Genomic DNA, 25465 nt, shown 5'->3' on the forward strand with positions numbered 1-25465 from the left:
GGTGGGTCCGCGTCGCACGCCGTCGGCGCGGGCCCACCGTGTCGGCCGGCCCGCGCTCCCGCGGCGCGTACGGCGTGACGTCAGCCGTCGAGCCCTCGTTGAACCGGATGGTCAGCGAAGTGCACCGCAAGACCCCGGCCACCGGCCATGACAAGGCCGGGGTCTCGTGCCACCACCTGCGGTCAGTGCGTGCGCACTGATGCTCCGTACGTGTCGGTCTGGCGGATCACCGTCACTTCGTGGGCGGGTGCCGGCCAGGCCTGGATGAGGTACCACTCGGTGACCTCGTCGGGGGCCTGGTCGATGGCGGTGTCCCGGCCTCGCGCGTGAATCCGCAGCCGGTAGCTGCCGGGGCCGTTGAACGACAGGGCGGGCAGTTCCTCGTCCAAGTCGTCCATGATGCCGCGGACCATGAGTTCACCGGACGCCGAGTCGGCCGAGATCTCGACGATCTCCTGCCAGCCGCCCCGGTCGGGTGCGGGCTCGGTGTGGTGGAGGGTGACCGTGACGTCGACGTCGCCGGTGTGAATGCCGGTCATCACGGTGATGGCACCGTCGGTGACACGGACGAGGCCGTTGTGGCCGCGGTCCAGGCCGTCGCCGGCGGGCCCGTCCTCGTCGCTGATGTCGAACTGGTGGTGCTCAACGGGGACGAGGCCGTTCCCCCACTCGACAGCGTCGCTCACTCTGCAGTCCTCCGCCCTGGCGCCTACTTGATCCACTGTCCAGGATGGCCGTATCGGCACGGCCACACGTACGGCGCAAAGGCCAGAGCGCGGCTGTGCCCGCCAAGACGGGGGAGCCTGACGGGCACACAGCCAGTGTGACACCAGCCCCTCCGTCGTGCGCAGTGAACTGGCCCCTCCGCCGACGTAGCGAGGGTCAGGTACAGGTGATGGCGAAGATGTCGCCGGACGTGCCACGGTTGGCGTCCGACGAAGTGACCTCCACCGTCAAGCCGCCCTGCACGCGCTCGCCGGACTGAGTGCCCGTCAGCTGGACGGTGAACTCGTCGGGGGCGGGCACCGGCACGGTCAGGCTTCCTCGCCGTCGGCCTGCAGCCCCTTCAACCACTCCAACACCACCACAGACGACAGCGTGAGGACGTCGCGCGGGCCACGGTGCGCAGGCAGGCGCCGGGGCTGGATGTTGGGCAGATCGCGGGCAAGGTCGCTGAAGCCGCACGGCGGGTACGGGAGACCCGGCAGCAGCTGCACGCGCCCGTGAGGGGCGGGGAACTGGTGGCGGAGGATCCGGTACGGCTCGCTGAACAGTGGGCGGCCCGGCATGGCGAGTGGCAGCGGGTTGCGGCGCTGATGGACGGTGCAGGCTGGCCGGTCTACCTGGCTGAGCGGGACGTCCAGGGCAGTGAGTGGGAGCGGGACCGTGTGGCGCCAGGGCAGCAAAGGGTCGATGACCTCACGCTTCGCGGTCCTCCAGGTGCGGCCGTCGGGCAAGGAAGCCACCCGCGGCGCGCAGGAACAAGCCGGTGGACGCAACCAATGGGACTGGGTGCTGCCGCTGCAGACGCTGCTGGTCGAACAGCCCGAAGAGGCCGACGAGCCCACCAACTACTGGACGTCCCACCTGCCCGCCACCACCCCCATCGCCGAACTGGCGCGGTGGGCGAAGATGCGCTGGCGCATCGAGCACAACTACCGCGAACTCAAACACGGCCTGGGCCTGGACCACTTCGAACGCCGCACCTGGCGCGGCTGGCACCACCACGTCACCCTCGTCACCGCCGCACAAGCCTTCCTCACCCTGCGACGCTACGACCCAAAAGCCCTCACGACAGCCTGAGCCTCTACCAAGTCCTCGACGCGTTACAGGACGTCCCGCGGTGCTGGAACGGCACCTGCACCACCTGCGGCCGCCCCCTCACCGCAGGCAGAAACAGAACCTGACGAAGCACTACTAGAGCGGGGTGCGGCCGCTGGTCTCTCAGGCGTCCCGAGGATTCCCGATGCCGGTCCTGTCGTTGAATTCGAAGGTCTCGGTCAGGATCTCGCTGGGGGTTGAGCGGCCGTCGCGGAATGGCGTCCCTCCTCCGCCAGCCGTTCCTGGAGGCGTCGGCGGGCGAACTCGATGAAGGGCCCGCTCGCCATCAGCCGGCACTCGGCGCCGCCGATCCGGCCGATCCGCACCAGGCCTTCCTGCTCTGCCTCCGCGCCGACGCCGGGGAAGTGCCGGCCGTTGTCGTCGCCCACGTCCGGTACCTCCACCCAGACCCGCTGGCCGTCGATGACATACGGGAACCTGCGCAGCTTGCGCCGGTGATTCGGGATCAGCGACTCGGCATAGTGCAGGAAGGAGTTGCGGTTGTGGCCGACTCCGAGCAGCAGGATGTGGGCGCCGAGGTCGTGCATCCGGTCGAACGGCGAGTGGCGTCCCACCGCGTAGGCGAAGGGCTGCCGTTCGGTGATCTCCCGCGCGCGGGCTCCGACCGCTGCGACGGAGGCCTGGGGGTGGGTGCTGCGCAGCCGGTCCGGATCAGCGAGCAGGGCTGTGGGCAACGCGCCCATGAGAGTGGGCTGTTTGTCGTGGAAGAGAGGGACGGCCGCCCGGTCCGCGTCGACGTGCGCCCCCGCATCGGGTCCCGCGCCCGGGTGGGGATCGCGTACCGCGTCGCCGGTGAACGCGGGTACGACCACAGTGCCGTACGGTCCGAGGTGGTCGCGCAGGGCCCCCAGGAGGGTCGCGGGGCCGCCGTCGATGTGGCCGAAGGCGGACAGGGACGCGTGCACGATCACCACTGCCGAGGCGGGCAGCCCGAGTTCCTTGAATCCGGCGCGCAGGTCCTCGCCGGTGAGGGGCAGCTGCTCGCGGTGAGGGACGGCGTCCTGGATCATGCGGCGCTCCCCGTCGGTACGGCCCGGGCCGGTGCGGCGGGTGTGGAGGTGCCGAGCCGCTCGGGTGCGGCGGCGGGAAGGACGAAGCCGGCCATGCCGGTGGTCACGAGTGCCATGATCACCATCATGGCGAACATGGACGGGTCGAGGACTCCCAGGGTCACCCCGGCGTTCAGGATGACCAGCTCGGTCAAGCCCCGGGTGTTCATCAGGAAGCCCAGCAGCCGCGAGTCCGGCCGCGACAGCCCGATCAGCCGGCCACTCGCATAGGCAGCGACCATCTTGCCCAGACACGCCACCGCGAGGATTCCCGCGAGTTCGAGCAGGGCGCCGCCGGTGATGCGGGTGATGTCGACCGACAGACCCGTGGTGACGAAGAAGACCGGCATGAGCAGCGCGGTGATCTGCCGGACCGGAGCGGCGATCTGCTCGCTCAGTTCGTGTCCGAGGTCGCGTGGCATGACCAGGCCGAAGGCGAAGGCGCCGAAGATGCCGTCCAGGCCGATCGCCGCGGCAGCGTAGCCCGAGGCCAGGACACCGGCCGCGAGCAGCGGCAGGGCGTGTCCGGGCAGCCGGCCATCGCGGGGCTGGAGCAGGCGGCGCAGCAGGGGCCGTACGAGAAGGATCAGGACCGCGGCGTGTACGGCGCTCAGCGCGGCGACCTGGACGAGCCGTCCCGGGCCTCCTGCGGCGGCGATCACCGACACGACGACGAGGAGGCACCAGGCGATCAGGTCGCCGACCGCGGCGGAGGCGAGGGCGAGGGCGCCCACGCGCTTGTCGCGCAGCCCGCAGTCCGTGACGATGCGGGCGAGTACCGGGAACGCGGTGATGGCCATGGCCGCTCCGACGAAGAGCAGAAAAGCCAGTGAGTCGACCTTGTGGCCGCCGACCTCCGCGTGGCGGGTGTAGAGCCAGGCGGCGAGGGCGATGCCGCCCACGAAGGGCAGGGCGATCGCGGACAAGGAAACGCCGAGGACCTCGCCGGGCTGGCGGCGCAGCTGGTTGAGGTTCATCTCCCAGCCGATCAGGAACATGAAGAGCAGGATGCCGACTTGGGCGATGGCGGCGAGGTCGGTGCGCACCGTTTGCGGGAACAGCACCTCGGTGGGGTTGCCGGGGAAGAGGCCGAGCAGGCTGGGGCCGAGCGCGAGGCCCGCGACGATCTCGGCGATGACCGGGGGTTGGCGCAGTCGGCGCAGCAGCGGTTTGAGCAGGGAGCCGAGGGCCAGGACCAGGGCCAGGTCGGCCAGGACGAGGATGGCGGGGTTCAGCACGAGGGGTCTCCGGGTGGGGTGCGGACGAGCTGGGTGTAGTCGGGCAGGCCGTTCCATCGGAAGGGCGCCGTGATCGAGGCGCCGTGGCCGCCGACGGCGAGGTAGTCCCACAGCGGGATCACTGGCAGGTCGTGCAGCAGCACGGTCTGAGCACGCGCCAGGAACTTCTCTGCCTGCCGGGTGGCGGCGGTGTTCGCGGCCGTCAGCCACTGTTCGAACTCGGCGTTGTGGTAGCCGGTGTCGTTGGCCCCGGCGTCCTGGGCGAAGAGCGGCTCCAGGAAGCTGATCATGGACGGGTAGTCGCCCCGCCAGCCCTTGCGGAAGCAGCTGCCAAGGGTGCCGTCCAGTACGCGGTCCCGCACTTCCTTGAAGGTGGGCAGCGCCAGGCCGCGGGCGTCGATGCCGAGCGCGTCGGTGATGTCCCGTGCGACGGCGTCGATCCATTCCTGGTGGCCGCCGTCGTGGTTGTAGGCGAGGGTGAGTGTCCCGCTCCACGGCGCGAGTTCGTCGGCCTTGGCCCATAGTTCGGCCGCCTGGCGTGGACGGTGCAGCAGCACGTCGGCGCCGGGCAGGTCGGGGTTGAAGCCCGGGAGGGAGCGGGCGGTGAAGTCGCGGGCGGGGCTGCGGGTGTTGTGGAACAGCTGGTGGGTGATGCGTTCGCGGTTGATGGCATGGGAGAGGGCCGCGCGTCGGAGCCGGCCCTCCTCGCCGCTGAAGTGCGGCAGGTCGTGCGGGATCGCCAGGGATTTGTTCAGAGCGATGGGTTTCTCCACCGCCCGATCGCCCAGGTCTCGGCGGTAGGTGCCGAGTCTGCTGTCGGGGACGGCGTCGAGGACGTCGAGACGGCCGTCGAGGAGGGCGGCGTAGGCCTCGTCCAGGTCGTCGTAGAGGAGGAAGGAGATGCCCTCGTTGCGAGCCGAGTGGGGGCCGCGGTAGCCGGGGTTGGGCAGCAGGTCGATGCGGCGGCTGCCGGGGGTGATAGGGCCGGCGAGCCGGTAGGGGCCGTTGCCCGTGGGAAGCGCGCCGAAGGCGGAGCGGTCGGAGGTGAAGAAGGCGCGTGGGAGCGGCTTGAAGGGCAGGAAGCCGAGCCGGGTGGCGAAGTCGGCGCTGGGGCGGCACAGCCGGATGGTGAGTGTGAGGTCGTCCACGGCCCGCAGGCCGGACAGGGTGGTGGCGCGCGGTATCTCGGCGGCGACGTCGTCGTAGCCGTCGATCGGCGCGTAGAAGCTGCGCAGGAGCTGGCCGTTGGTGGACAGCGCGCCGAAGTTCCAGGTGTCGACGAAGTCGTGTGCGGTGACCGGGGTGCCGTCGGTGAAGGTGCGGCCGGGTTGGAGGGTGATGGTGAAGTGCTGGTTGTCGGGGGTCGACAGGGTGTCGGCCAGGGCCGGGCAGGGGCGACCGTCGGCGTCGTACTCGTACAGGCCGGTGAAGAGCAGATCGACGATCCGGCCGCCGTAGCCCTCGATGGTGTCGGTGGGGATCAGGCCCCGCTGGGGGCGGCCCGTGTTGACCGTGATGGGTCCGGGCCGGGGTGCAGCCATGGCTTTCCTCTCGGCGGGCGCCGGGCAGGGGAGGTGGGGGCCGCGGCGTGGCCGGGGGTGCCACGCCGCGGCCGGGGGCGGGGCGGTGGGGTCAGGCCACGGCCGGGGGCGGGGCGGTGGGGTCAGGCCACGGCCCGGTTGTGGTGGCACCAGGTGTCGATGCGGCGGTAGAGGTCCGCGGTGTCCTGGTCGTCGTGCACCTCGATCACGAACTGGCGCAGCAGGTCCGCGCTGGAGGCGGGTCCTTCGTAGACCTGGCCGGGCCGGGCGAGCAGGTCGCACCGCACGACGCCGGGCAGTTCGCAGTCGCTGGAGGCCCACAGCAGCCGGCCTGCTGGGGTGTTCTCCAGCAGGAAGCCGTAGCGGCCGCCTCGGGTGCCGGGCGCGTCGTACGCAGCCAGTACCTCGTCGACAAGACCGCACTGCAGGAGTGCGTGGGCCCAAAACAGGTCCACGCCGGTGGACAGTGCGTAGGCGGGTGCGATCGCGCCGCCGCCTGCCCGGGCGGCGATCTCGCACAGGTAGGCGTCGCCGGCTGCGGTGAGGAAGAACTCGGCGTGGAAGACGCTGTCCGCGGGGTCCGGCAGGGCCGCCACGGTGCGGGCGACCTGTTCGGACAGCACCGCGAACTCCTTGCCGCCGGTGTCGACCATGGTCGAGGTCAGCGCCTGGGAGTCCTTGTAGCCCAGGGTGCTGCCGCCGTAGCGGGACACCCTGACGCCGTGGGTGCGGCCGCCGGCGACGACCCCGTCGACGTGGTACATGTCCCCGTCGACGAACCGCTGGACCAGCACGGGTTCGGGGCGGCGGATCGGCCGGCCGCGCAGCCAGGCGAGCAGTTCCGCGGAATCGCGCAGTACGTGGGTGTCGCGGGAGCCGGAGCCGTCCACGGGCTTGACGACGACCGGCAGTCCGAGCCGCTCCGCGGCGTCGGCGACTTCGAAGGAGGAGGCCGCCACGACGAACCGCGGTACGGCAACGGCCTGTCCGGCCGCCCGGTACATGCGGTCCTTGTAGCGGTAGGCGTGCGCCGACGCCACGCCCTGCCCGGTCCGCACACCCAGCAGGGCACGCAGCCGGGCCGCGATGATCAGTCCTTTCTCGTCGAGGCAGACGACGTGGTCGATGCCGTAGGTGCGGTGCCAGGTGAGCGCCGTCTCGACGGTCTGCCAGTCGTCGAACAGCGCGTCGATCCAGCGCCATTCGGCGGCTGCAGCGCATGCCGTGGCGAAGGCGTCGGAGTGGCGCTGGTTGGTGGCGTTGCGGGCGGCGACGAGCAGCACCTGGAAGTCGTCGGCCAACCAGCGCACCACGGGGATTGCGGCGAGGTCGTATCCCATGAGCACCAGGACGGTCGGTTTGGTCATGACGCCACCGCCGGCGTGAGTCCTTGTGCCGCTGAGCTGAGCAGTGCGTCCAGGACTGCCTCGTTCGCGCCGCGGACCACGACCACGCCGTCGAAGTCCGCGGAGGAGAGCCGCTGTCCGGGTTCGGGGCGGGTGGCGTAGACCCGTTCGCCTACCCGGTTGGCGGCGGGAATCAGGGCGCGGGCCCGGTCCGGCGTGCAGGCCCGGGGGATGGCGACCCAGCCGACCAGTCCCTCGCCGCGAGGCGCGGTCGGCGGGGGCGGCAGCTCCCGGCCGAGTGTGGCGTCCAAGAGCAGGGCGAAGGTGTCCACCCCGAAGTAGGCGTCGAGCTGGTCGACGATGCCGAGACCGCCGGGCCGGGCGGCCACCTCGCACAGTACCGGTCCGCCCGGGGTGTCGAAGACCTCGCAGTGGAAGTAACTGTGCGAGCCGGGCCGCAGCAGCCCCAGGGTGTCCAGCACCTGCTGTGTGTACTGGGACAGCCGCTGTGCCTGTGCCGAGTCCTGGTCGATCATCCGGCTCCAGGTGGGCGCGGAGAAGTCGAGGATGTCCGAACGGTGTCGGCTGACGGTCTTCAGGTAGATGTGTCCGTCGATGACGAGTCCGTCGACCTGGCAGATCTCGCCTTCGATGAACTCCTCCGCCTCCAGGTGGGCCGGGGTGTGGAAGTTGGGCGGCAGTCCGGCCCGCAGCAGCTCCAGCAGTGCGGCTTCGTCCCGGATCACCCGGGTGCCGACGGAGCCGCCGCCGGTGCGGGGTTTGACCACCAGGGGGTAGCCGAACTCCGCGGCCGCCCGGCGCAGGTCCAGGCCGGTCTCGGCGACAGTGAAGCGGGGCACGCGGATACCGGCCGCGGCCAGCTTCCGCTTCATGGCTACCTTGTCGCGGAAGAGCACGGCGGTGTCGGTGTCCAGGCCCGGGATGCCGTAGTGGGTGCGCAGCTGCGCGGCGCGCAGGACGTCCACTTCCGACAGGGCGATGATCGCGTCGCAGGGGCCGGACTCGATGATGCGGGCCGCCTCGTACTCGACGGCGCTGTTGGTGTCGTACCCGTCGAAGAGCAGGACCCGCTCGGGGGGCACGCCGTGCCCCCCGAGCGCGATCTGGCTCTTGTCGGGGTGGCACAGCAGCCACACGTCGGTGCTCTCCGCCAGGGACCGGTAGGAAAACTGGCCCAGGGGGTGGCGGCACAGGACGACGACGTTTCCCATCACGCACCCAACTGGCGCGCGTAGGCGTAGTCGTCGGCGAAGGTGTCCAGCGAGGCGGCATACGCCGGTGTCCGGTTGAGCACCGAGCTGACCCTGCGGCTGTACTCCTTGGCTGTGTCGTGCATGGAGTAGTACATGTCCCACCCCCACAGCCCGGCGAAGTAGCGGCCCTGTGACTCGAAGTGGATCTGAGTCAGGAAGGTCGTCCACTCGAAGGGCTCGACGGGCGAGCGCTTGGCGGGCGAGCCCCCGATCAGGTCGATGACGACAGCGCCGCGGGGCACGTCGGTGTGCGCCTGCTCGGTGGTGAGGATGTACTCGGTGCCGCCCGGCGTCTCTGCGCCGTTGATCACCAGTCCGGCGCCGCGGAGCCAGGCCGGGAGCTCCGTCCGGCTGGTCTGGTCACGGCCGAGCACCGTGAACGGGATCCGCTCGGCCCGCAGGTGCTCGAAGGCGCCCATGGAGGTGTTGCCGTAGCCGAGCACGAGCACGGCCGGATCGGCCCCGTCGTGCAGGCGGTGGTACAGGTCGAGGCCGTACTTGGCCCCGCCGATGCCGACCTCGCGGATCTGCCCGATCACCCGGGCGGGACGGCCGAGTTCCTCGGCCACGAGTTTCGCTGCCTCCTCGGTCTCCTCGCCCTCTTCCAGCAGCACGGGGGCGAGGTTTCCGGCGAGGAGGGTGCTGCCTGCGGAGGTGACCACCACGCGCACCCCGGTCTGTGCCGGACCGTCCGTTTCCTGGTCGGGGTGAGTGACCCGGAGCGGGCGGCGGCCGAAGCGCATCGCGGCACGCAGCAGGCCGTTGAGGTAGTCCTGGTCGGCGGAGGGATGGACCTCGACGAGCGGGGCTTCGCCCAGCAGGTCGGGGTTCAGCCGGGCACCGGCCCGGATCCCCGCGAGGTAGGCGGCGGGCAGCTGCTGCGGCTCGGAGACGGTCTCCATGCCGATCAGCCGTACGGCCTTTTCCTCAAGGAGTTTCCTGCGCTCCGGAAAGCAGTACAGGTGCCCCATGGAGAACAGGGTCGTGCCCGGGGTCAGCTGGGCGATCTCGGTGGCCGAGGGGCCCTTGAGCTTGACGACGAGATCCTTGCCCGCGTAGCAGGAGGGGTAGGGCTCGATCCGGGCCCCCGCCATCTCGTACTGGACGTCGAGGAACCCGATGTTCTCGCCCAGTCCCTGCTGGACAACGACGTCATAGCCGCTGGCCAGGTAGGCAGGCACGTCCTCGGGGACCAGGGTGGCCCGCAGGTCCAGGCCGCCCGGGTTTTCCTCGCAGTCGCTTTCTTTGGCGAACAGAACGGTTGTCACGGCCAATCCCGTCAGTCGGTGTAGACGGCGGCGGTGGTCTCGTACGACTTCTCCTCCAGCCAGTCGCGGAGGCTGGCGAAGGTGAGGTTGATGATGATGCGCTCCACGCCCTCCGTCTGGATCGGGACCGTGCGGTGCAGGCTGGTGTCCGTCTTGAAGATGTAGGACTCGCCGGCGTTGTGGTGGTAGGTGCGGACCGTGCCCTCGGCCAGCTTCTGGTGGACCGCGGGGTTCTGCTTGTCCCACAGGGTGTGCGGGCAGGACTGGAGCATGCCGCCGTGCTCGATGGCGGGGGCCTCGGCGATGAAGATGAAGGCGAACTCATGGTCGCCCCAGTGCCAGCCGTGGGTGTCGCCGACGCGGTTCTGGTGGGTGCCAGTGATCGCCTCGTCCTCGTAGGTGGCGTTCAGGATCGGGGTGCCGACGACCGCGGAGAGCAGCTTGCGGAACTCGGTGGAGTGATAGAGGGCCGTGTACCACTCGCTGTTCTCCTGGAAGAGCGAGTTGGGCAGGCTGCCGAGCTTGCGCGGGGTGTTGCCGGTCACCGGGACGGTGATGTCGATGCGGCGGGTGTTGAGGTCGGCGAGCTTGCGGGCCTCGGCGCGCAGGAGGTCGACGAGTTCTGCGGGCAGCAGGGCGGTGGTGCGGGCGTAGTGCTCGGCCGAGTACTGCTTGCGGGCCTCGTCCAGGGCGTTGCCGGTGTGCTGGCCGCTGTCGGCGAGGATCTGATTGATGCGGGCGATTCGGGTGGTGTCCACGTAGTCGCCGCGGGTGTTGCCGGCCTCCAGCAGGGCGCGGGCCGCGTTGCGGGTGGCGGCGACGGTGTCGAGGGGGGTTTCGGTGACGGTCATGCGAGGTCCTCGTTCTCAGGATGCGATGAATGGCGCCGTAAAAGGCTCGGGGAAGGCAGGCCGGTCCCGTGAATAGATTTCAAGCGGGAAATACGGCGGCCAGCCGGTAATGCGAGAAATGCAGTTCAGAATTTACTGCGAGATTTCTTCGCCGGATTCAATTAATCATTTTCCGGCGGTGCCGTCAACGGCTTTCTTGGCTATTCCTCGGGAGAATTCCCTTGGGGTTCTCTCTGGTTTTGCGCGCATGCCGACGGGCTTCCGGTCGGGCGGTTCGCCGACCGGAAGCTCACACTGAAGGCCGAGGTCAGTCGCGGATCTCGGCGATCGCCCGCCAGATCTGGGTAGTGAGGTCGAGCATGCCCCGGTGCTGTGCATCCAGGGCCAGTTGGCGCAGTTTGCCGTCGTCCCGCGTACCGCCCTGCGCCAGGCGGATCTGCTCGGTGAGCAGTTCCAGGCGCACCCGGTCGCGGAATGACATGTGTTCAAGTCCCTGGGACGCTTTCGCGCACAGTCGGGCCGCGGTGGGCAGGTCGCCTTCGAGGTGGGCCAGCCGCGCCTCGAGGAACGCGTGTTCCTGTTCGTGCAGCCGGTTTCCCACGAGGCCGACCGCGGGCTCCACCTCCTCGAGATAGGTTCGGGCCTGGGCCACGTCCACCGGTTCCGCCTGCATCACCAGGTCGGCGCCGGCAAGCCGCAACCGCATCCACAGGGTCAGGTTCTCCCTGCTGTCGAGCGCGCCGATCGCCCGGTGCAGCAGCTTCGCCGACTGGTCGTGATTGCCCAGCCGGGTGGACAGCGTCGCCGCGGTCCACAGGGTTTCCGCGGCCGTGGCGCCGCGGGCGTCCTCGCCGAGTGCCGCACATGCCTGTGTGCTCAGTCGTCCCGCCTCGGCCAGGTCGCCGATCTCGGCCGTGACGGAGATCAGAAGGAGTCGGCACCGCAGCGTGTCGGGATCGGTGAGCGACAGGCCCTCGCCGATGTCGAGTCCGGCCCGCGCCGTGACGCGAGCCTCCTCGATCGCACCGAGAGCCCGCTGGCATCGGGCCAGGCGCAGCCGGGAGTGGATCCGCAGCTGCGCATAGCCCAACTCGTCGCCGAGGCGCACGAGTTCTGTCAGCGCCTGCTGTTCGGCCGGGCGGTCCCCGCCGTCGCCCCGAATGCGGGCGAGCTGCGAGTACGCCTGCCAGCGCAGGGCACGATCGGCTTCCTTCTCCGACTCCAGTGCCTCTTCGAGCCGGTGCTCGAGTTCGCCGCTCATCGACGCGCTCTCCGCGGCCATCGCGGCGGCGAGGACGTCGACCAGGTCGGAGGGGTCCGACACGTCGAAAGCCGAGGCCGGCACCTGGAGACGTTCGGCGAGCAGACGGACCGCCCGTTCGGTGGGCGGCCGGGCTCCGGACTCCAGGCGTGACAGATAGGCGGGGGACATGCCCGGACCGATGAGGTCCGCGCGGGTCATTCCCTGCTGCTGCCTTAGTTGCCGTAGGCGGCGGCCGAACAGTGGCTGAGTCAGCATCGGTTCGCCCCAACTTGCATAGGTGTCGAAGGTACTCCGCCAACCTTGGCAAAGATTTGCCTAACTAGTCAACTTGGGGTAGCGGAATGGAGAATTCACGGCCATTCGATGGTGTCGGGATTGACCGAGCCGGCCTCGACGGCCCGGTCCGGCCGGGGATGGGTGCCGGCCGGTGAGGCGACGGCAACGAAGGCGAGGGCCGCGCAGGCAGCCAGGGCCGACAGGGCTATACGGGACCAGTTGCGCATGAGTGTGCATGTCCTTGCTCAGGGCGCGGCCGGCGTGTGGCCGCGGGGGCTGGTTCGGTTTGATCAGGTCGGGACGCCCGGATGGGGGCCCGACAGGAAGGACAGTAGGCCCCTCGGACATGTTTGGCAACTGTTGACAACACTTGGCAATCGCTTCTAACTTCACGGAGGTCAACCCGGTCATCAACGGCCGGAGCGCCACCTCGGTCCACGGCAGAGGAGTGCCTTGAAGCGCAAGACGCCGTTCTTCGGCTTTCACGAGACCGCCGAGGGAGCGATGGTCCTCACCCACCGCTGCCGGCCGGTGGCGGTGGTGCGGTCCGAGGAGCAGATCAGCGCCTTCCGCGCGGACCTGGCAGCCGCCGCGGACCGCCAGGAGGTCATCGCCCAGTGGGCCGCGCGCTTCCCGCGGCTGCGCTGAGAAACCCGATTCAGTCCTTCCGCGCCACAGCCGTCACCCGCTGCGGCGCCTGCTTGAGAGGTGGAAACCATGCCGCATGCCACGAGCGGGGACGTCCTGCTGGTCGGCCGGTACCTGAAGGCGGTGGAGGCGCTCCAGGCGCAGGGCCGCCGCGTCGTCAACGTCGTCACCCCCGGCGACCTGGGCCGGCTGCGCCACGTCCCGCGCTCCGATCTCGTCGTGGTGGGCGACATGACCAGCCCCGAGGACGTGCTGTCGGGACTGGCCCGCGAGGGCCACCGCCTGGACTCCTTCGACGCCGTGCTCAGCATGCGCGAGTTCTCCGTGGTGTGTGCCGGCGTGCTGGCCGAACTGGGCCGGGTATGCGGCATGCCGGTGCACACCGCCGTCGCCCTGCGGGACAAGTACGTGCAGAAACGGCTGGTGCGGGCCGCCGGCCTGCCGACGGCCGACAGCCGCGTCGCCGACCGCGCAGCCGACCTGCTGGACGAGCAGGAAGCGGCACCGTCCTTCCCCCTCGTGCTCAAGCCGCTGGCCGGAGCCGGCAGCCGCGACACCCACCTGACACACACCGCCGCAGACCTCGCCACGCTCCTGCCCACCCTGGGAACCGGCCCGTGGCTGGCGGAGGAGTTCGTACCGGGACGCGAACTGCACATGGACGGCATCGTGCGCGAAGGCCGGATCGTCTTCTTCTCGGTATCGCGCTACCTCGACAACGTCATCGACATCAAGCACGGCGGTGTGGTCGGCTCCGTCGCCCTGCACCCCGGCGCACACGCCGCGCTGCACGCCGAGGCCCGCGAACTGGCCACCGGCGCCCTCGCGGCCCTGGGCCTGCGGGACGGCATTTTCCACCTGGAGGCCTTCGAGCAGCCCGACGGCCTGGTCTTCAGCGAGTGCGGCGGACGGGTCGGCGGCGGCGCGGTCCGCGAATGCGTGAAAGCCGGCCTCGGCATCGACCTGCTCGACGAGTGGGCCCGGGCCGTCCTGGATCTGCCCGCAGGAACACCGCGGCAGTCCGCCCAGTCCTACGGCTGGATCCACCTGACGGGCCCGGCCGACGGCCCCCTCCGGGTGCCCGACCGCGCCGAACTGCTCGCCCGGCCCGGCTGCGCTGACGCCGGTATCGACCACCGCCCCGGCGACGGCCCCCTGCCCGAGCCGTCCCGCAGCTCCAACATCCGCCTCGGCTGGGCCCTGATGACCGGGGCCGACGAGGACGAGGTCGCCCGGCGCCTGCGCGAGGTCTTCGACTGGTTCCGTACCGCCTGCTCCTCCGCGCCGCTGGTGGACGCGTGAGCGCCGGCCCGACGAGCCCCACAGCGCCCCTCTCGCGCCGCCTCGCCCGGGCGATCCCCGAACCCGGGCCAGGCCGCGTCCTTTACGCCGCAACCTTCGTCAGCACCGTCGGCACCGGCCTGTACTTCACCAGCAGCGCCCTCTTCTTCGTCGCCTGCGTCGGCCTGAGCGCCGCCTCGGTGGGGCTCGGCCTGACCCTGGGCGGAGTCATCGGACTGCTCGCCGGCCTGCCCGTCGGACGCCTGGCCGACCGGCAGGACCCGCGCACCCTGTATGTGGTGTCCCTGCTGTGCGAGGGCGCGGCGATGCTGGCCCTGGTCTTCGTCCACACCTTCTGGGCGTTCGCGGTGACGACCACGATCGCCGGACTCGCGGCCACCTCGACCAATGTCGCCCGCGGACCCCTCATCCGGGCGGCCGCCCCGGACGGGGCCACCGTGCTGCGGGCCCACCTGCGATCCGTCGCCAACCTGGGCATCACCGTGGGCGGGACCGTCGGCGGTGTCGTGATCGCGATCAACAGGCCGTCCCTGTACCCGCTCCTCGTCATCGGCAACGCCCTGTCCTTCGTCCTGTGCGCCCTGCTGGCCGCCCGGCTGCCAGCTACCAGCCGCTCGACCGCCCAGAAGGAGGCCGCCAGATCCGGACCGCTCCGCGCCGTCCGCGACCTGCCCTACCTGGCCCTGACCGGCATCACCGCTGTGATGATGCTCCAGTACCCGGTGCTTTCCCTGGCCCTGCCGCTGTGGATCACCCAGCACACCTCGCTGCCCCACTGGCTGGTCGCGGTCACCCTGCCCGTCAACACCCTCATGGTCGCGGCACTCCAGGTGCGGTTCGCCCGCGGGGTCAACGACAACCGCAGCGCGGCCCGCCTGATGCCGCGCGCCGGAACAGCATTCCTCGCCGGCTTCGCCCTGATCGCCGTGATCGGGCGCATACCCGCCTGGCTCGGCGCGCTCCTCCTCGTGGCGGCCGTGGTGCTCTACACCGTCGGCGAGATCCTCCAAGGAACGGCCAGCTACGAGCTCAGCCTGAACCTGGCACCGCCCGAGGCCCAAGGCGAATACCTCGGCGTGTACACGACGGGAACACAACTGGGACGAGTCGTCTCCGCCTCCGTCGTCACCTACCTGTGCCTGGACCTGGGCTCCACCGGCTGGGTGCTACTCGGCCTGCTGATGCTGGGCGCGGCCCTCCCGACAGCCCGGTTCACCCGCCACGCAGAGGAGACAAGAAAACAACCGCCCCCACTGGTGGGGCCAACCACGGCATGAACGCGGAACACCGTGACGCCCCCACGAACAAGCCGAGTACGGCTTTACGCACTGTCTCCCCCTGGCAGATGTCGCATCCCCCCTCACACTCCGACAACAGCGGCCCAGGTTGCACAGAACCGTGTTACTCCCCTGCAGCAGTCCCCCGCTCCTGGCCGTCCGGCGCACGGACCTGAGCCATGTCACGGCCAGATGGAGCTCAGCTGCCACGCCTGCATGTGGTCGAGGGTGGCGCTGCCGCCTTCGGCGAAGGCGTCGACGCCGGTGCTGGAGGCGTCCGGGAAGACCTGGTCGGTGAGGATCACCTGTTCGCCGCGGGTGTTCTGGGCGTAGACCTCGACGGAGGAGGCGTCGACGAGGACGTGCAGGCTCAGCCCGCCGCCGTGCAGGTCGAGGGGGGCGCGCTGGACGCCGGAGAAGGTGGGGTCGATACCGGATCCGGCCTCGACCATTCGGCCTGGCCCCGCTATGTCCACGCACTTTCGTATCGGCAACTTGCGCCTCTTAGAGGGCATTTGATCTAGGCGTATTGCCCTGTATGCCCTAGTAGGTTCCTCGCCAGGTTGGCATGGTCTCGTCCGTTATGCGTTTGGCGAGGTTGTCGATCGAGGCAATGTGGATCATGGCTTCGGAACTGGCGGAGAGGGTCTCGTAGTCGCGGGTGAGACGGCGGTGCATCATGATCCAACCAATACTTCGCTCTACTACCCAGCGCCTCTTCACGACGTGAAATCCGCGCTTATCCGGGTTTCTGTTGACTACTTCGACGTCGATTCCGAGGCGGGCGCCGTGTTCGATGACGGCATTTTTGAAGCCGGTGTCGACCCAGCTCTTGGAGATGGTTGGGTACTCCTCCTTCGCCTGGTCGAGGAGGCGTATTCCCAGGGCGTTTTCCGAGAGGCTGGCGGCGGTGACGGTCACGGCGAGGATGAGGCCGATGGTGTCGGTGAGGATGCCGCGTTTCCTGCCGACGATCTTCTTGGCGGCGTCGGTTCCCTGGCTAGTCAGGGGTATGTTGGTGGAGGTCTTCACGCTCTGGGTGTCGATCACGGAGGCGGTCGGTTCGGGCTTGCGGCCGTCCTTGACGCGGGCCAGTCCGGTCAGGTCGTAGTTGAGCTGGGCGAGGATTCCCTCGTCGCGCCAGGCGGCGTAGTAGAAGTCGACGGTTCCGTGGCCCGGGAAGTCGTGCGGGAGGTACTTCCAGGGGATTCTGGTGCGGTTGATGTAGAGGATTGCGTCGAATACGTCGCGCAGTTCGACTTTGGCCGGCTGTCCCGTCGGCCGGCGTTCGAGGCGGGCCTTTCTCCAGGCCGTCAACGTCGGCTCAATCAGGGTCCATCGGGCGTCGGACAGGTCGCTGGGGTACGGCTTGCGCTCGCTCACGGCGCAGCGTGATCATGAGTACGACGGAGGGGCGGGTTCCGCTGAAACTCGGGCGATTCTGGGGTGTTCTCAAATTAGACGGGTTTTCGGGTATGAAGCCGCGTGAGACGGACAGTCGAGTGCTCGACCTTGCAGAGCGCGAATAGCTCCTACCCGGCGAAGGCGCCCAAAGCAGGACATGAGCAAAACCCGCATACCGAAAAAACGCTATGTGAACGCCCACTTAGACCGTGTCCTACGTGGTGAGGCGGACGTTGACTTGTCATGGGGCAGGGAACGTGGAGTTGGATCGTGCCAGACGGCTTGTGGGAGATCGCGAGACCGCTGATCCCAGAGCAACAAGCACGGCCGCAGGGCGGCGGAACATCGAACACGCCTGACGAGACGCTGTTCGCCGCCATCATCTACGTCCTGGTCAGCGGCTGCGCATGGCGCCAACTTCCGCCGTGCTTCGGCATATCAAAGTCGACTGCTCACCGCCGGTTCCTGATCTGGTCGAGGGCCGGTGTCTGGGGCCGCCTGCACGAGGCTGTGCTGCACCGGCTCGACGACGCCGGCCTCCTCGACGTCACTCGCGTAATGCTCGACACCGCGCACGTCAGGGCTAAAAAGGGGGCGAACACACAGGTCCGAGCCCCGTGGACCGCGGCAAGCCGGGTTCCAAGATGCACATCCTGTCGGACGCGAACGGACTGCCCCTCCTCGTCGGCGTCTCAGCCGGCAACACCCACGACAGCGAAGGGCTCAAGCCCATGATCCAGGGTCACCAAACGAGACACGACCCCGATCGCGGCCGGTACTTCAAGCCCCAGCGCCTGCACGCGGACAAAGCCTACGACCGTGCCGACCTGCGCAGATGGCTGCGGTGGAAGCGGATCGGAGTACGCATCGCCCGCAAAGGGATCGAGTCCAGCGAACGATTAGGGCGCCGTCGTTGGGTCATCGAGCGGACCATGTCCTGGCTCTCCGGCTACCGCAGACTCAGCCCCCGATACGAGCGTCATCCCCGCAACTACCTGGCGTTTCTCGGACTCGCCGCCGCCCTGTGCTGCTACAAGCGCCTCGTCCGCCTCACCACGTAGGACACGGTCTTAGTCCGTCACGGAGTTCACCGGCCGAGGAATCCACACTGGCGAAAACCATGTTCTCCAGTCGGCCGGAGAAGTTCTCGCTGCAGTAGCGCGGATCATCTTCGAGCAGGCGGTCCATCTCCTTGGCCGCCTGCTTCATGTCGTCGTCGGTCACGGGCGGGAACGGGGCGCGGTTGCGCTGTTCCTTCGGCTGTAGCAGAGATGCCTTCGCCGCCACAGCGACCCAGTCGGGCACGCGCAGGCGTTCCTTTATCCGGTCATGACGTTTGAACCAGAGGAGCGCACCGGCCGGAGCCGGATCACGTACACGGCGCATCTCGTACGGCACGGGGTCGTGCAGTGCGGCTCGGTACGCCTTGGCCCGGCCGGGAAGCACGGCACTGCCGCGTGGGCGGAAGACGCTGCCGTGCACCACTCGGCGGGAGTCCGGGGTCTCCAGCTCGAACATGCGCAGATGGGCGGGGATTTTGCAGTACTCGTTCAGCCGCACCTTCCATTCGCCGCCTCGGGCCGTGGGCCCCATGCGGTGGCGGAGATTGCGTACGAGCGGTGCGCTCTCCGGCCCCGCCGCGCTCAGATAGCCGTCCAGCACCTTGCGCAGTACCGTGACCGACTGGCTGGGCATGTACTCGGTCAGGAAGTACAGGCCCAACTCCACACGGAAGAACTCAAGCGGAGTGAGCGGCTCCATCTGCGGCTTCAGCCCGGTGTCTTCGGCTTCCTTGATCAGCAGCTCGTTCCACCCCGAGATGTCACGAGCCATTCAGCCACGCGCCGACGCGCGCCGAAGAACCGCCTCGATAAATGCGTCCTCACCGACCACCTCAACGCTATGGACCCGACCGTCCATGGCGGCGAATTCAAGCGGTGAGAGCATCAAGCGGCGCTTAGCATTTCGCCCAGCTACTCTGCCGGAGCCGTTCAGTCGCGCCATCGAGAGAACCTCGGATAAGTCGATGCGGCTCTACCTGGGACGACTGGCGTCTTCTTCGTTCCATATCGAGATCACGTGCCCCTCACCATACTGCTCGATGACGATTGCTCGGGCTTCACTCAACGACGAAGCCATCAGCCGCAATTGAATTTCCGGCTGGCCAGCGATCTCAATAAGGCCGACGTACTCGCGCTTCGGCTCTCCCAGCTCGGCGTTCATCATGTCTCCCGTGGATTACCTATAGGGATTGAGGCAAGTCGCGCTATGACAGAAAGCTCCGATAATAGTCCCGGGGCTTTGCAGAACGCCACTAATATCCTCCGGCGACATGGACGGGACATGGTGAACCGTAACACCAGGAAAGTCCCCAAAACGGCTAATGTCTTCAGCGTAAAAGCGGCGTTCCGCCGTCATGATACCATCCGAACTACCATGCGCCCCAGTGAGGATATGGATGTCATCCCCACGCTTACGGGCGTCGTTCACGATGCTGACGAAGTCATTCTGCGCGATGACTTTGTTTGAGGTAAAAACTCTCCCGCCAGCCGCATTGCTGCCCTCTTGCCACGACACCACTGGATTATGATCCTGTGGTTTGTAGCCGGGGGGAGGGCCGCCAGCGTCCCTGCCGCCGACCGAGCCCTTGATCTTGTCAACGGCGGCCAGGGCCTTCTCGCGCGCCTTGGTCAGTGCGGCCCGCGCGCTGTTGAGGCGCTCGGACGCCTTCGACATGGCCTTCAGGCCGCCGAAGAGGTCCTTCAGCAGACCGGTGACGCGTTTGGCGAGCTTGATGCCCTTGCCGATGTTCCAGGGCATGCCGTATTTCGCCAGGAGTTTGCCGGCGATGCCTCCGGCGAAACTGCCCGCGATGTTAAGCAATGTTTCGCCGCAGGCACCCAGATCACCGCTGGATATGCAGTCCATCGCGGCGTTGATGCCGAGGATGTCCTTGACGATGTGGACGAGTTCCCGGCCTGCCGACCTGACTCGCTGTTGGGCCCGAGACTGTTGCGCCTCGGCGTCGGCGACCTCCTGCGCTGCCCGCCAGTTCCCGGCCGCGAAGGACACGTTAATGTGCCTCGGCAGCACCGCGAGGACCTTGATGGGGAGCTTGTGGGCTTGGGATCGTTCATCTCCAACGCCCGAAGGAGCGCGGACAAACTCAGCCCCGAGCGACGCGATGCACCAACCGCCTTGGGGATGCGCTGGTAAAAGATGACCGCCCCGGCGTCACATACAACCGGGATTACGACATAACCCACATATAAGGGCGCGAGTGGGGCCCGGACCACCACGGTCCGGGCCCCACTCGCGTGGACTTTTTGGTGGTCTGTCCGCGCCCTGGGTATGGCAGAGTCCCCGCCGGTATGTTGACGGGGACTCATGGGCGACCGAGGCTGACGTCGTTGCGGCATCGAGAGTCGCGGTCCCCGCAACGGCCGGGGGTTGGCGAGCAGATGCGGATGCTGTGAGCCCTCGTGTCAGCTCTTCTTCTCGACCCGCAACGCGATGTCGCAGTCCAATGTCTGGTCGAAGTCGCTTCCACTCTGTCGGTACTCGAACTTGCATCCGCCGAGGTTTCCGGTGATACGCCCGGTCACCTTCAGCCATGCCCCGTAGTAGATGCTGCTCTCCGTCTTCGCTTTCACTTGGTTCGCGTCGCGGAAGTGGTCTTTGAGCTTGTCGAGTCTGGGCATGCCGGGCGAGCCGTGCTCCATGAGCATGACGACCCCTTCGGAGTCGTCGCGAGCGTAGGCGCCGTATCCGACGACCTCCAGCCCCTTGGGCACCCGGGTGAACTTCGCCCCCGTGATCTCAATGGGCTTGTTGGACTTGTTGTACGGCAAGGGGAGCGCAGCCCACCATTGCTGTCCCGCCCTGGCGTGGTCGTTGCCCAGGGTTCCCGCGGACTGCATGCCGCCGTCCAGGGCATTTCCGGGGGCCCGCCCCCCGTTGTGGGAAGCGGGCGTGCAGCCAATCAGCAGCAGAGCGGAGGCGATCAGGCCGAGGAGCCGACCTGTCCCGCGACCCGCGGGGGGCTCAGTACGAGTAGAAGATGCCCGGCTTGCCGGAGAGGCGGCCATTCTTCCCCCAGATGGTGTGCTCACCGTTCTTGCTCCCCGCGTCGATCCGCTGCTTGTGATCGCGGTCGTACTGGGTCGAGGCGCCCAGAGCGACCTTGAATGCCGTGGCGGCGCCGCTCCACTTCGTGCTCTTGCCCGAGGACAACTGGAAGTAGGTGTTGCGCTCGACGATGCCTCGGTTGGCCCTGGGGGAATTGGCGTAAGGCATCGGGCCGTCGTTCTTCGCCACCTTGGAACTGCCCATACGGCTTGCCTCTTTGCCGTTCGGGATGTCGTACTTCCCGGCGATGATCTTCTTCCAGGAGCTGCGGGCGACACCGCCGCAGTAGTACGTGTACCTGTACTTGGTGTACTTGATCGGCACCTTGAACTGCCTGCCGAAGTACGGCCCTTGCTTGGAGAAGCCTGTGGCGCTCCCGGCGCTGCCCCCGAGCGTGACCCCGCCGCCGAGCTTCCAATTCGACCCTGAGGAGACGGCGACGTCGACGGTGCTCGACATCTTGGTGTCGTAGTCCAGGGAGGCCTTGGCATCCCAGTACGCGTGAGCTTCACCCACGACCGTATAGGCGTGCGTGGAGCCGATCTCGAACTGCAGCGTGTAGCAGTTTTCACTGCCGTACGGCGTGACCTTCTGCGCGGAGATGTCGCTACCGTTCACCAGGTACGGGTTGAAGTCCTCGCTCAGCAGGCTCCGGTCGCTCTGCCACAGCGGCGTGGGTTCGTCGGGGTCGACCGCGCCGCTCTCGCGCAGGGCCGCATAGGTCGTCGCCGCCTGCTCCGGTGTCGGATCCGTAGCGCCGGGGTCGGTGGCACCGGCCGGCAGGGCCGGGATCAGGGCGACGGTGTGGGTCGGTTCGCTGCTCGCCGCGGCCGCGAAGGCCGTGATCTTGCCGGTGGCGGGAGTCTTGGGGGCGGCGACGGGGTGGTCCAGGCCGACGAGCGGCACACCGGAGGAGGTCTTGCCTGCTGCGGTGGCGCTCACGTTCAGAGCGCCACCGTTCTGATCCACGGCCGCCTGGACGTCGGCAGGCAGCGTGTCCGGAAGAGTGAATGACCAGCTGCCGTCACTGGCCGTGGTGGTCTGGCCGAGGACGGGTGGCTTGGTTTCGCCCTCCGTCTCCTCGCCGGTGTTCACGGCCTCGATAAGGACCGGCAGGCCGGGTGCCGGATTGCCGTCGCCGAGAGTGAACTTGCCGGACACTACGGCCGGCCCGTCGGTGACCTGATCGGGGTCGGATTCCGCCGGCGCGGTCGAGACGCCCGTCGAGTCCGGCGCGGCCCCGAAGTGCGGCTTCACCTCAGGGTCGGAGGCTGTAAGGCAGGAAGCGGTGTCGGGCAGGAACTCACCCTCGATGCCGGTTCGTACCTCTGCGTTGACCAGGGCCAACGGCGTGCCGGTGTAACCCTTGACGGTGGTCGGGTTGTCAGCGGAGGTCGTCTTGGAAGCCGTGTAGACGGTGCCGGGACCGGGGCTCCATGCCTGGACCGCGGCGGTGAGGCCGGTGGCCACAACGGTTCCGGCCGTCGGCAGGACGGGGGCGGTGCCGGACTCCGTATACGCCCAGGAGCGAATCTCGCCGTCCTTGAGCGTGTAGATCGTCCTGCCGACGGCCCACACGTCGTCGGCGTTCGTGAACGCGACCACGGCCGGCCGGTCCACGGGAAGAGTGCCGACGAGCGTCAGCTCGCCCTTGCCTGTCAGCGGGTCGCCCTGCTTGAAGACCTCCAGCTTGCCACCTTCGTGGACGGAGAAGATCCGGTCACCGCTCGCCCAGACCCGCTTCCGCGTGGTCCAGTTGACGTCGTACGTGCGTGCGGCCGTCAGCAGCTGTCCACCAGTCGCGGTGTTGTCCTTGTAGGACTTCACCCGCCCGTCCGAGAGGATCTCGTAGATCACTCCATTGCCGCCGGCGAAGACCCTGCTCTGTGCGCCGATCGTGCCGGTGAAGCCGGTGTCGAAGACCGTCCCGTCCGCGTCTGCGCCCTTCGGGTCCGAGTCGACGTACTTGCGCAGGGTCCGCGGCGTCACGCTGAGAAGGCCCGGCTTGCGCTCCAGTACGTACGTGGCAACACCGGACGGACACGAGTCAGCGGCCACCGCAGTGGCAGGAGCCAGCACCGCAGGTACGGCGATAGACCCGGCAAGCAGCGCCGTCAGGCATATCCCGTGAGTCACTTTTCTTGTAGCGCGAAGCGCCATGCACTCCCCCAACGTTCACACAGGATGGTCAATCCCGTGGTCCCGGGGTGAAGCCCCCGTGACGCGAGGAATGAAATCACGCCACCCAGAGTCATGTACCAGACAATCGGATTCCCATATTCCGTTTACTGTCCGAAGCGCCCACTCAAATCACGAAAGCCCGGTCCCGGACAGGGTCCCCCTGAGCTTCCCTTGAGGTTACGCGTCTGCGACTTTACCGTGCCTTGCCTGTCCTGAGATCTTTCCGAAGATCATCAGTTGTCTACTCGTGACCTTCCGGGCAAGTAGAACCATGCGTTGACCTGCGATTTCACCAGCCAAGGAACTCTTGCGGCACGTCGCGCCGGGCGGACTTCTGGTATCGCCAGCAGGTGCTCCGCCGGAGAGGCGGGAGGATCGATATGAGTTGTAGCCATCCTGTCGGCCAACACCCGCGACACCAGGAGGTGCGAACCCCTGGGAGCCGTTCATCACCGATCAGCGCCAGTACACGCGGCCGGAACTCTGACCGGAACCCTGCAGCCAAGCGGGTCAGTGAACTGGAGGACCCGAGCATGGTGTGGCCCGTGCACGCCTCCACGTGGGACGCCCGCCTCTCCGTCGCCAGCGACTACGCGGATGTACATGGCCATCTCCTGCCTGCTGCCTCCGTGGTGTGGGACAGGTTCGGCTCTTGGGATCAAGCGGACGCTCGGATGGACCAAGCCCCGGCTCCGCAGCCCGGAGGCGGCAGACCGGTGGACATGGCTGGTGATCGCCGCCTACACGCAGCTCCGGCTCGCCCAGCCGCTCGCCGCCGATCTACGGCGTCCCTGGGAGAAGCCGGCCGAGCCGAACAGACTGACGCCCGCCCGGGATCGGCGGGGGTTCAGGAGCCTGCGAGCGAAGACCGGTTCTTAAGTGTTCTAACGCTGTCGGGGATCTTGGTGAGCCCTGTTCTTTCTGACCCCGAGCGAGCAACGGCGACGTATCGTGACGCTGTGAAGAGAGCCCGTTGGTCTGCGATCGGCGCGTGGATGGCGTGGTGGGCGGTTGCCACTGTCGCCTTTTGGCTGCTCGGCAAGGTCATGGATCAGCCCATGGGCGTCGTTACGTCCGCTGCGTTTGCTGCGTTTGCGATCGTCTCGGGTGAGCTTGGTGACCGCCGGCGGCGACGCCGGAAGACAAAGCGCGCTGGTCTGCGGGCTCAGGCCGACGAATAGCCAGGTGCTGCCTTGCGCGAGCGGGCAAGGTGATGGTCCTGTCCTTGAGAACGATCAGTACCGGTCGGCTTCGCGAGATGCTGGTTGCCCTGCTTCTGCGGGTGATGCGCCTGGTCATCAGGGTGATCGCGGCCCAGGTGATCAGCGATTCCGAGTGCTGGATGAGTCGCTCGTAGTCGCGCGCGTGACGGCGAGCGTGCATGATCCAGGCGAGCGACCGCTCCACCACCCAGCGGCGGGGCAGGACGACAAACCCGGTCGCGTCCTTCGGGCGGCTGACGGTCTTGACCGTGAGGCCGAGGTGGACCTTCGCCCAGGTCACGAGCTTCCCGGCGTAGGCGGAGTCGGCCCAGACAATCGTGATCTCGGGGTGCATCAGCCGCAGCCGCAACAGGACTTCCTTCGCCGCGTCGCGATCAGTCGTGTCGGCCGGAGTGACCATGACGAACAGCGGCAGGCCCTTGGTATCCACGACCAGGTGCCGCTTGCGGCCGTTGATCTTCTTCGCGCCGTCGTAGCCCCGACTGTCCTTGCCGACGGTCTCCGCGGCCTTCACCGACTGCGAGTCGATCACTGTGGCGACCGCGCCGGGAGGATCGGCCCATCTCGCGGCGGATGCGCTTGCGGAGCTGGTCACGGAGCTTCCCGACGGTCCCGGCCGCTGCCCAGCGGGCCATGAAGCCGTAGCAGGTCCGCCAGGGCGGGAAGTCCTTGGGCAGGGCCCTCCACTTGCAGCCGGTGTCGACGACGTAGCGGATCGCGTCAACGATCTCGCGGCGGGGGTGCTTCTCCGGACGTCCCCCCTTGGGGGTCTCGCAGGCCGGGGGCGGCAGCAGGGGCTCGATGAGCGCCCATTCGTCGTCGAAGGTGTCGGACGGATAGCAGCGGTGCCGCGGCAACGTGAACCGCCCCTCGGGGAACGGAGGTTGGGGCCGGCCGTTTCACGGCCGGCCCCAACCAGGTCAGGCGTCGATGAAGTCGGCGATGATGTCGAGCGTCGACTCGACAGAGCCGAGCTGGGTGTTGAGGTGCTTGATCCACCGTCCCTTCGGCTGCAGGGCCGCGTGCGGGCCGACAACAGCCGTGATGAAGCGGCGGATCTCGGTGAGCTTCTCCCTCACGATCGCGATCTCGTAGGCCTGGAGTTCGGCGGTGTCGGTGCAGAACCGGTAGCCGTCCTTCCTTGTCCAGATCAGAGGAGGCCAGCTGCGTTCGGCGATGATGTCGCGCAGGCAGGCCAGGCCCGCGCGGGCCTGGCTGGGTGTCAGCTCGCTGGAACGGATGAGCTGGACGAAGGTCAGCCCGGCCGGCCGGGCTTCGAAGAGCACGAACCGGACGGTGTTGGCGTGCCGCTGGGACGCCGCCGATCTGCGCTCGGAGGCGCGGGGCACCCCT

At 68.1% G+C, this 25465-nt stretch carries 25 protein-coding genes and 3 pseudogenes; 7 read left to right on the forward strand and 21 right to left on the reverse strand.

The window, feature by feature from the left end; genetic code table 11:
• Positions 1-200: hypothetical protein (locus CRP56_RS48100; RefSeq protein ID WP_218878141.1), on the forward strand; the 200-nt coding region annotated here is incomplete at its 5' end.
• Here CRP56_RS48100 and CRP56_RS48895 read toward each other — a convergent pair.
• From CRP56_RS48895 to CRP56_RS47925, 3 genes are all read right to left on the reverse strand, one after another.
• On the reverse strand, positions 183-686 hold the full coding sequence (locus CRP56_RS48895; RefSeq protein WP_257042356.1) for a hypothetical protein: 504 nt from the start codon (positions 684-686) through the stop codon (positions 183-185). The two genes, CRP56_RS48100 and CRP56_RS48895, sit on opposite strands and share 18 nt — an antisense overlap.
• Before the next feature lie 196 nt (positions 687-882).
• Complete coding sequence (locus CRP56_RS47920; RefSeq protein ID WP_179851402.1) at positions 883-1032, reverse strand: hypothetical protein; 150 nt, start codon at positions 1030-1032, stop codon at positions 883-885.
• 2 nt (positions 1033-1034) lie between these two features.
• Positions 1035-1217, reverse strand: a complete 183-nt coding sequence (locus CRP56_RS47925; protein WP_179851403.1) for a hypothetical protein — start codon at positions 1215-1217, stop codon at positions 1035-1037.
• A gap of 172 nt (positions 1218-1389) precedes the next feature.
• Here CRP56_RS47925 and CRP56_RS44890 point away from each other — a divergent pair.
• Positions 1390-1803: pseudogene (locus CRP56_RS44890) on the forward strand (transposase); the annotation flags it as partial.
• Positions 1804-2000: 197 nt separating this feature from the next.
• Here CRP56_RS44890 and CRP56_RS44895 read toward each other — a convergent pair.
• The 9 genes from CRP56_RS44895 to CRP56_RS47935 form a co-directional block, all read right to left on the reverse strand.
• Positions 2001-2852, reverse strand: a complete 852-nt coding sequence (locus CRP56_RS44895) for an aminoglycoside N(3)-acetyltransferase (protein WP_097275803.1) — start codon at positions 2850-2852, stop codon at positions 2001-2003.
• The gene (locus CRP56_RS44900; RefSeq protein WP_097275805.1) at positions 2849-4129 is read right to left on the reverse strand and encodes a cation:proton antiporter domain-containing protein; all 1281 of its coding nucleotides are present in this window, start codon (positions 4127-4129) and stop codon (positions 2849-2851) included. Before CRP56_RS44900 ends, CRP56_RS44895 begins: the two co-directional genes overlap by 4 nt.
• The gene (locus CRP56_RS47045; protein WP_107484063.1) at positions 4123-5670 is read right to left on the reverse strand and encodes a peptide ABC transporter substrate-binding protein; all 1548 of its coding nucleotides are present in this window, start codon (positions 5668-5670) and stop codon (positions 4123-4125) included. Before CRP56_RS47045 ends, CRP56_RS44900 begins: the two co-directional genes overlap by 7 nt.
• A 122-nt stretch (positions 5671-5792) precedes the next feature.
• On the reverse strand, positions 5793-7037 hold the full coding sequence (locus tag CRP56_RS47050) for an ATP-grasp domain-containing protein (RefSeq protein ID WP_107484064.1): 1245 nt from the start codon (positions 7035-7037) through the stop codon (positions 5793-5795).
• On the reverse strand, positions 7034-8248 hold the full coding sequence (locus CRP56_RS44910; RefSeq protein ID WP_097275807.1) for an ATP-grasp domain-containing protein: 1215 nt from the start codon (positions 8246-8248) through the stop codon (positions 7034-7036). Before CRP56_RS44910 ends, CRP56_RS47050 begins: the two co-directional genes overlap by 4 nt.
• Complete coding sequence (locus tag CRP56_RS44915; RefSeq protein WP_179851404.1) at positions 8248-9558, reverse strand: hypothetical protein; 1311 nt, start codon at positions 9556-9558, stop codon at positions 8248-8250. The genes CRP56_RS44910 and CRP56_RS44915 overlap by 1 nt, the downstream gene beginning before the upstream one ends.
• Before the next feature lie 11 nt (positions 9559-9569).
• Positions 9570-10409, reverse strand: coding sequence for a HalD/BesD family halogenase (locus tag CRP56_RS47930; RefSeq protein WP_179851405.1), 840 nt, complete (start codon positions 10407-10409; stop codon positions 9570-9572).
• Between the two features lie 307 nt (positions 10410-10716).
• Positions 10717-11928: a helix-turn-helix domain-containing protein gene (locus CRP56_RS44920; RefSeq protein ID WP_097275811.1), complete on the reverse strand. Its 1212-nt coding sequence runs from the start codon at positions 11926-11928 to the stop codon at positions 10717-10719.
• A 95-nt stretch (positions 11929-12023) separates the two neighbouring features.
• Complete coding sequence (locus CRP56_RS47935) at positions 12024-12176, reverse strand: hypothetical protein (RefSeq protein ID WP_179851406.1); 153 nt, start codon at positions 12174-12176, stop codon at positions 12024-12026.
• 226 nt (positions 12177-12402) lie between these two features.
• Here CRP56_RS47935 and CRP56_RS44925 point away from each other — a divergent pair, with 226 nt between their 5' ends.
• From CRP56_RS44925 to CRP56_RS44935, 3 genes are all read left to right on the forward strand, one after another.
• Complete coding sequence (locus CRP56_RS44925) at positions 12403-12597, forward strand: hypothetical protein (protein ID WP_097275813.1); 195 nt, start codon at positions 12403-12405, stop codon at positions 12595-12597.
• A gap of 69 nt (positions 12598-12666) precedes the next feature.
• Positions 12667-13899, forward strand: coding sequence for an ATP-grasp domain-containing protein (locus tag CRP56_RS44930; protein WP_097275815.1), 1233 nt, complete (start codon positions 12667-12669; stop codon positions 13897-13899).
• On the forward strand, positions 13896-15176 hold the full coding sequence (locus CRP56_RS44935; RefSeq protein ID WP_179851407.1) for an MFS transporter: 1281 nt from the start codon (positions 13896-13898) through the stop codon (positions 15174-15176). Before CRP56_RS44930 ends, CRP56_RS44935 begins: the two co-directional genes overlap by 4 nt.
• Positions 15177-15358: 182 nt before the next feature.
• Here CRP56_RS44935 and CRP56_RS44940 read toward each other — a convergent pair whose 3' ends face one another.
• Both CRP56_RS44940 and CRP56_RS44945 read right to left on the reverse strand, forming a co-directional pair.
• Positions 15359-15628, reverse strand: a complete 270-nt coding sequence (locus CRP56_RS44940) for a GH32 C-terminal domain-containing protein (RefSeq protein WP_097275818.1) — start codon at positions 15626-15628, stop codon at positions 15359-15361.
• Positions 15629-15719: 91 nt separating this feature from the next.
• Positions 15720-16559: an IS5 family transposase gene (locus CRP56_RS44945; protein WP_097275820.1), complete on the reverse strand. Its 840-nt coding sequence runs from the start codon at positions 16557-16559 to the stop codon at positions 15720-15722.
• A 264-nt stretch (positions 16560-16823) separates the two neighbouring features.
• Between CRP56_RS44945 and CRP56_RS44950 the strand changes: the two genes are divergently transcribed.
• A protein-coding gene (locus CRP56_RS44950) for an IS5 family transposase (protein WP_097275821.1) occupies positions 16824-17641 on the forward strand; the annotation gives its coding sequence in 2 pieces (ribosomal slippage) (positions 16824-17166 and positions 17166-17641; 819 coding nt in all).
• Here CRP56_RS44950 and CRP56_RS44955 read toward each other — a convergent pair.
• The 5 genes from CRP56_RS44955 to CRP56_RS44975 all read right to left on the reverse strand — a co-directional run bounded on the left by CRP56_RS44955 (position 17631) and on the right by CRP56_RS44975 (position 22697).
• Complete coding sequence (locus CRP56_RS44955; RefSeq protein WP_097275822.1) at positions 17631-18413, reverse strand: hypothetical protein; 783 nt, start codon at positions 18411-18413, stop codon at positions 17631-17633. The genes CRP56_RS44950 and CRP56_RS44955 overlap by 11 nt on opposite strands.
• A 201-nt stretch (positions 18414-18614) precedes the next feature.
• The gene (locus tag CRP56_RS44960) at positions 18615-18806 is read right to left on the reverse strand and encodes a hypothetical protein (protein ID WP_079310428.1); all 192 of its coding nucleotides are present in this window, start codon (positions 18804-18806) and stop codon (positions 18615-18617) included.
• A 12-nt stretch (positions 18807-18818) separates the two neighbouring features.
• Positions 18819-19652 (reverse strand): hypothetical protein, encoded by an 834-nt coding sequence (locus tag CRP56_RS44965; RefSeq protein WP_143665024.1) that lies wholly within the window; start codon positions 19650-19652, stop codon positions 18819-18821.
• A gap of 413 nt (positions 19653-20065) precedes the next feature.
• The gene (locus CRP56_RS44970; RefSeq protein ID WP_097275825.1) at positions 20066-20500 is read right to left on the reverse strand and encodes a hypothetical protein; all 435 of its coding nucleotides are present in this window, start codon (positions 20498-20500) and stop codon (positions 20066-20068) included.
• A 124-nt stretch (positions 20501-20624) separates the two neighbouring features.
• Complete coding sequence (locus CRP56_RS44975; RefSeq protein ID WP_097275828.1) at positions 20625-22697, reverse strand: hypothetical protein; 2073 nt, start codon at positions 22695-22697, stop codon at positions 20625-20627.
• A gap of 852 nt (positions 22698-23549) precedes the next feature.
• Here CRP56_RS44975 and CRP56_RS48900 point away from each other — a divergent pair.
• Positions 23550-23753: pseudogene (locus CRP56_RS48900) on the forward strand (NF041680 family putative transposase); the annotation flags it as partial.
• Positions 23754-23957: 204 nt separating this feature from the next.
• Here the strand turns inward: CRP56_RS48900 and CRP56_RS44985 are convergent.
• Together CRP56_RS44985 and CRP56_RS44990 are read right to left on the reverse strand one after the other, a co-directional pair.
• Positions 23958-24969: pseudogene (locus CRP56_RS44985) on the reverse strand (IS5 family transposase).
• 63 nt (positions 24970-25032) lie between these two features.
• Positions 25033-25461 carry a RacP protein gene (locus tag CRP56_RS44990; RefSeq protein ID WP_097275830.1) on the reverse strand — a complete coding sequence of 143 codons (429 nt, stop codon included), beginning with the start codon at positions 25459-25461 and terminating at the stop codon, positions 25033-25035.
• Positions 25462-25465 lie beyond the last annotated feature (4 nt).

Source organism: Streptomyces sp. TLI_55 (assembly GCF_900206255.1).
Lineage (GTDB): Bacteria > Actinomycetota > Actinomycetes > Streptomycetales > Streptomycetaceae > Streptomyces > Streptomyces aquilus.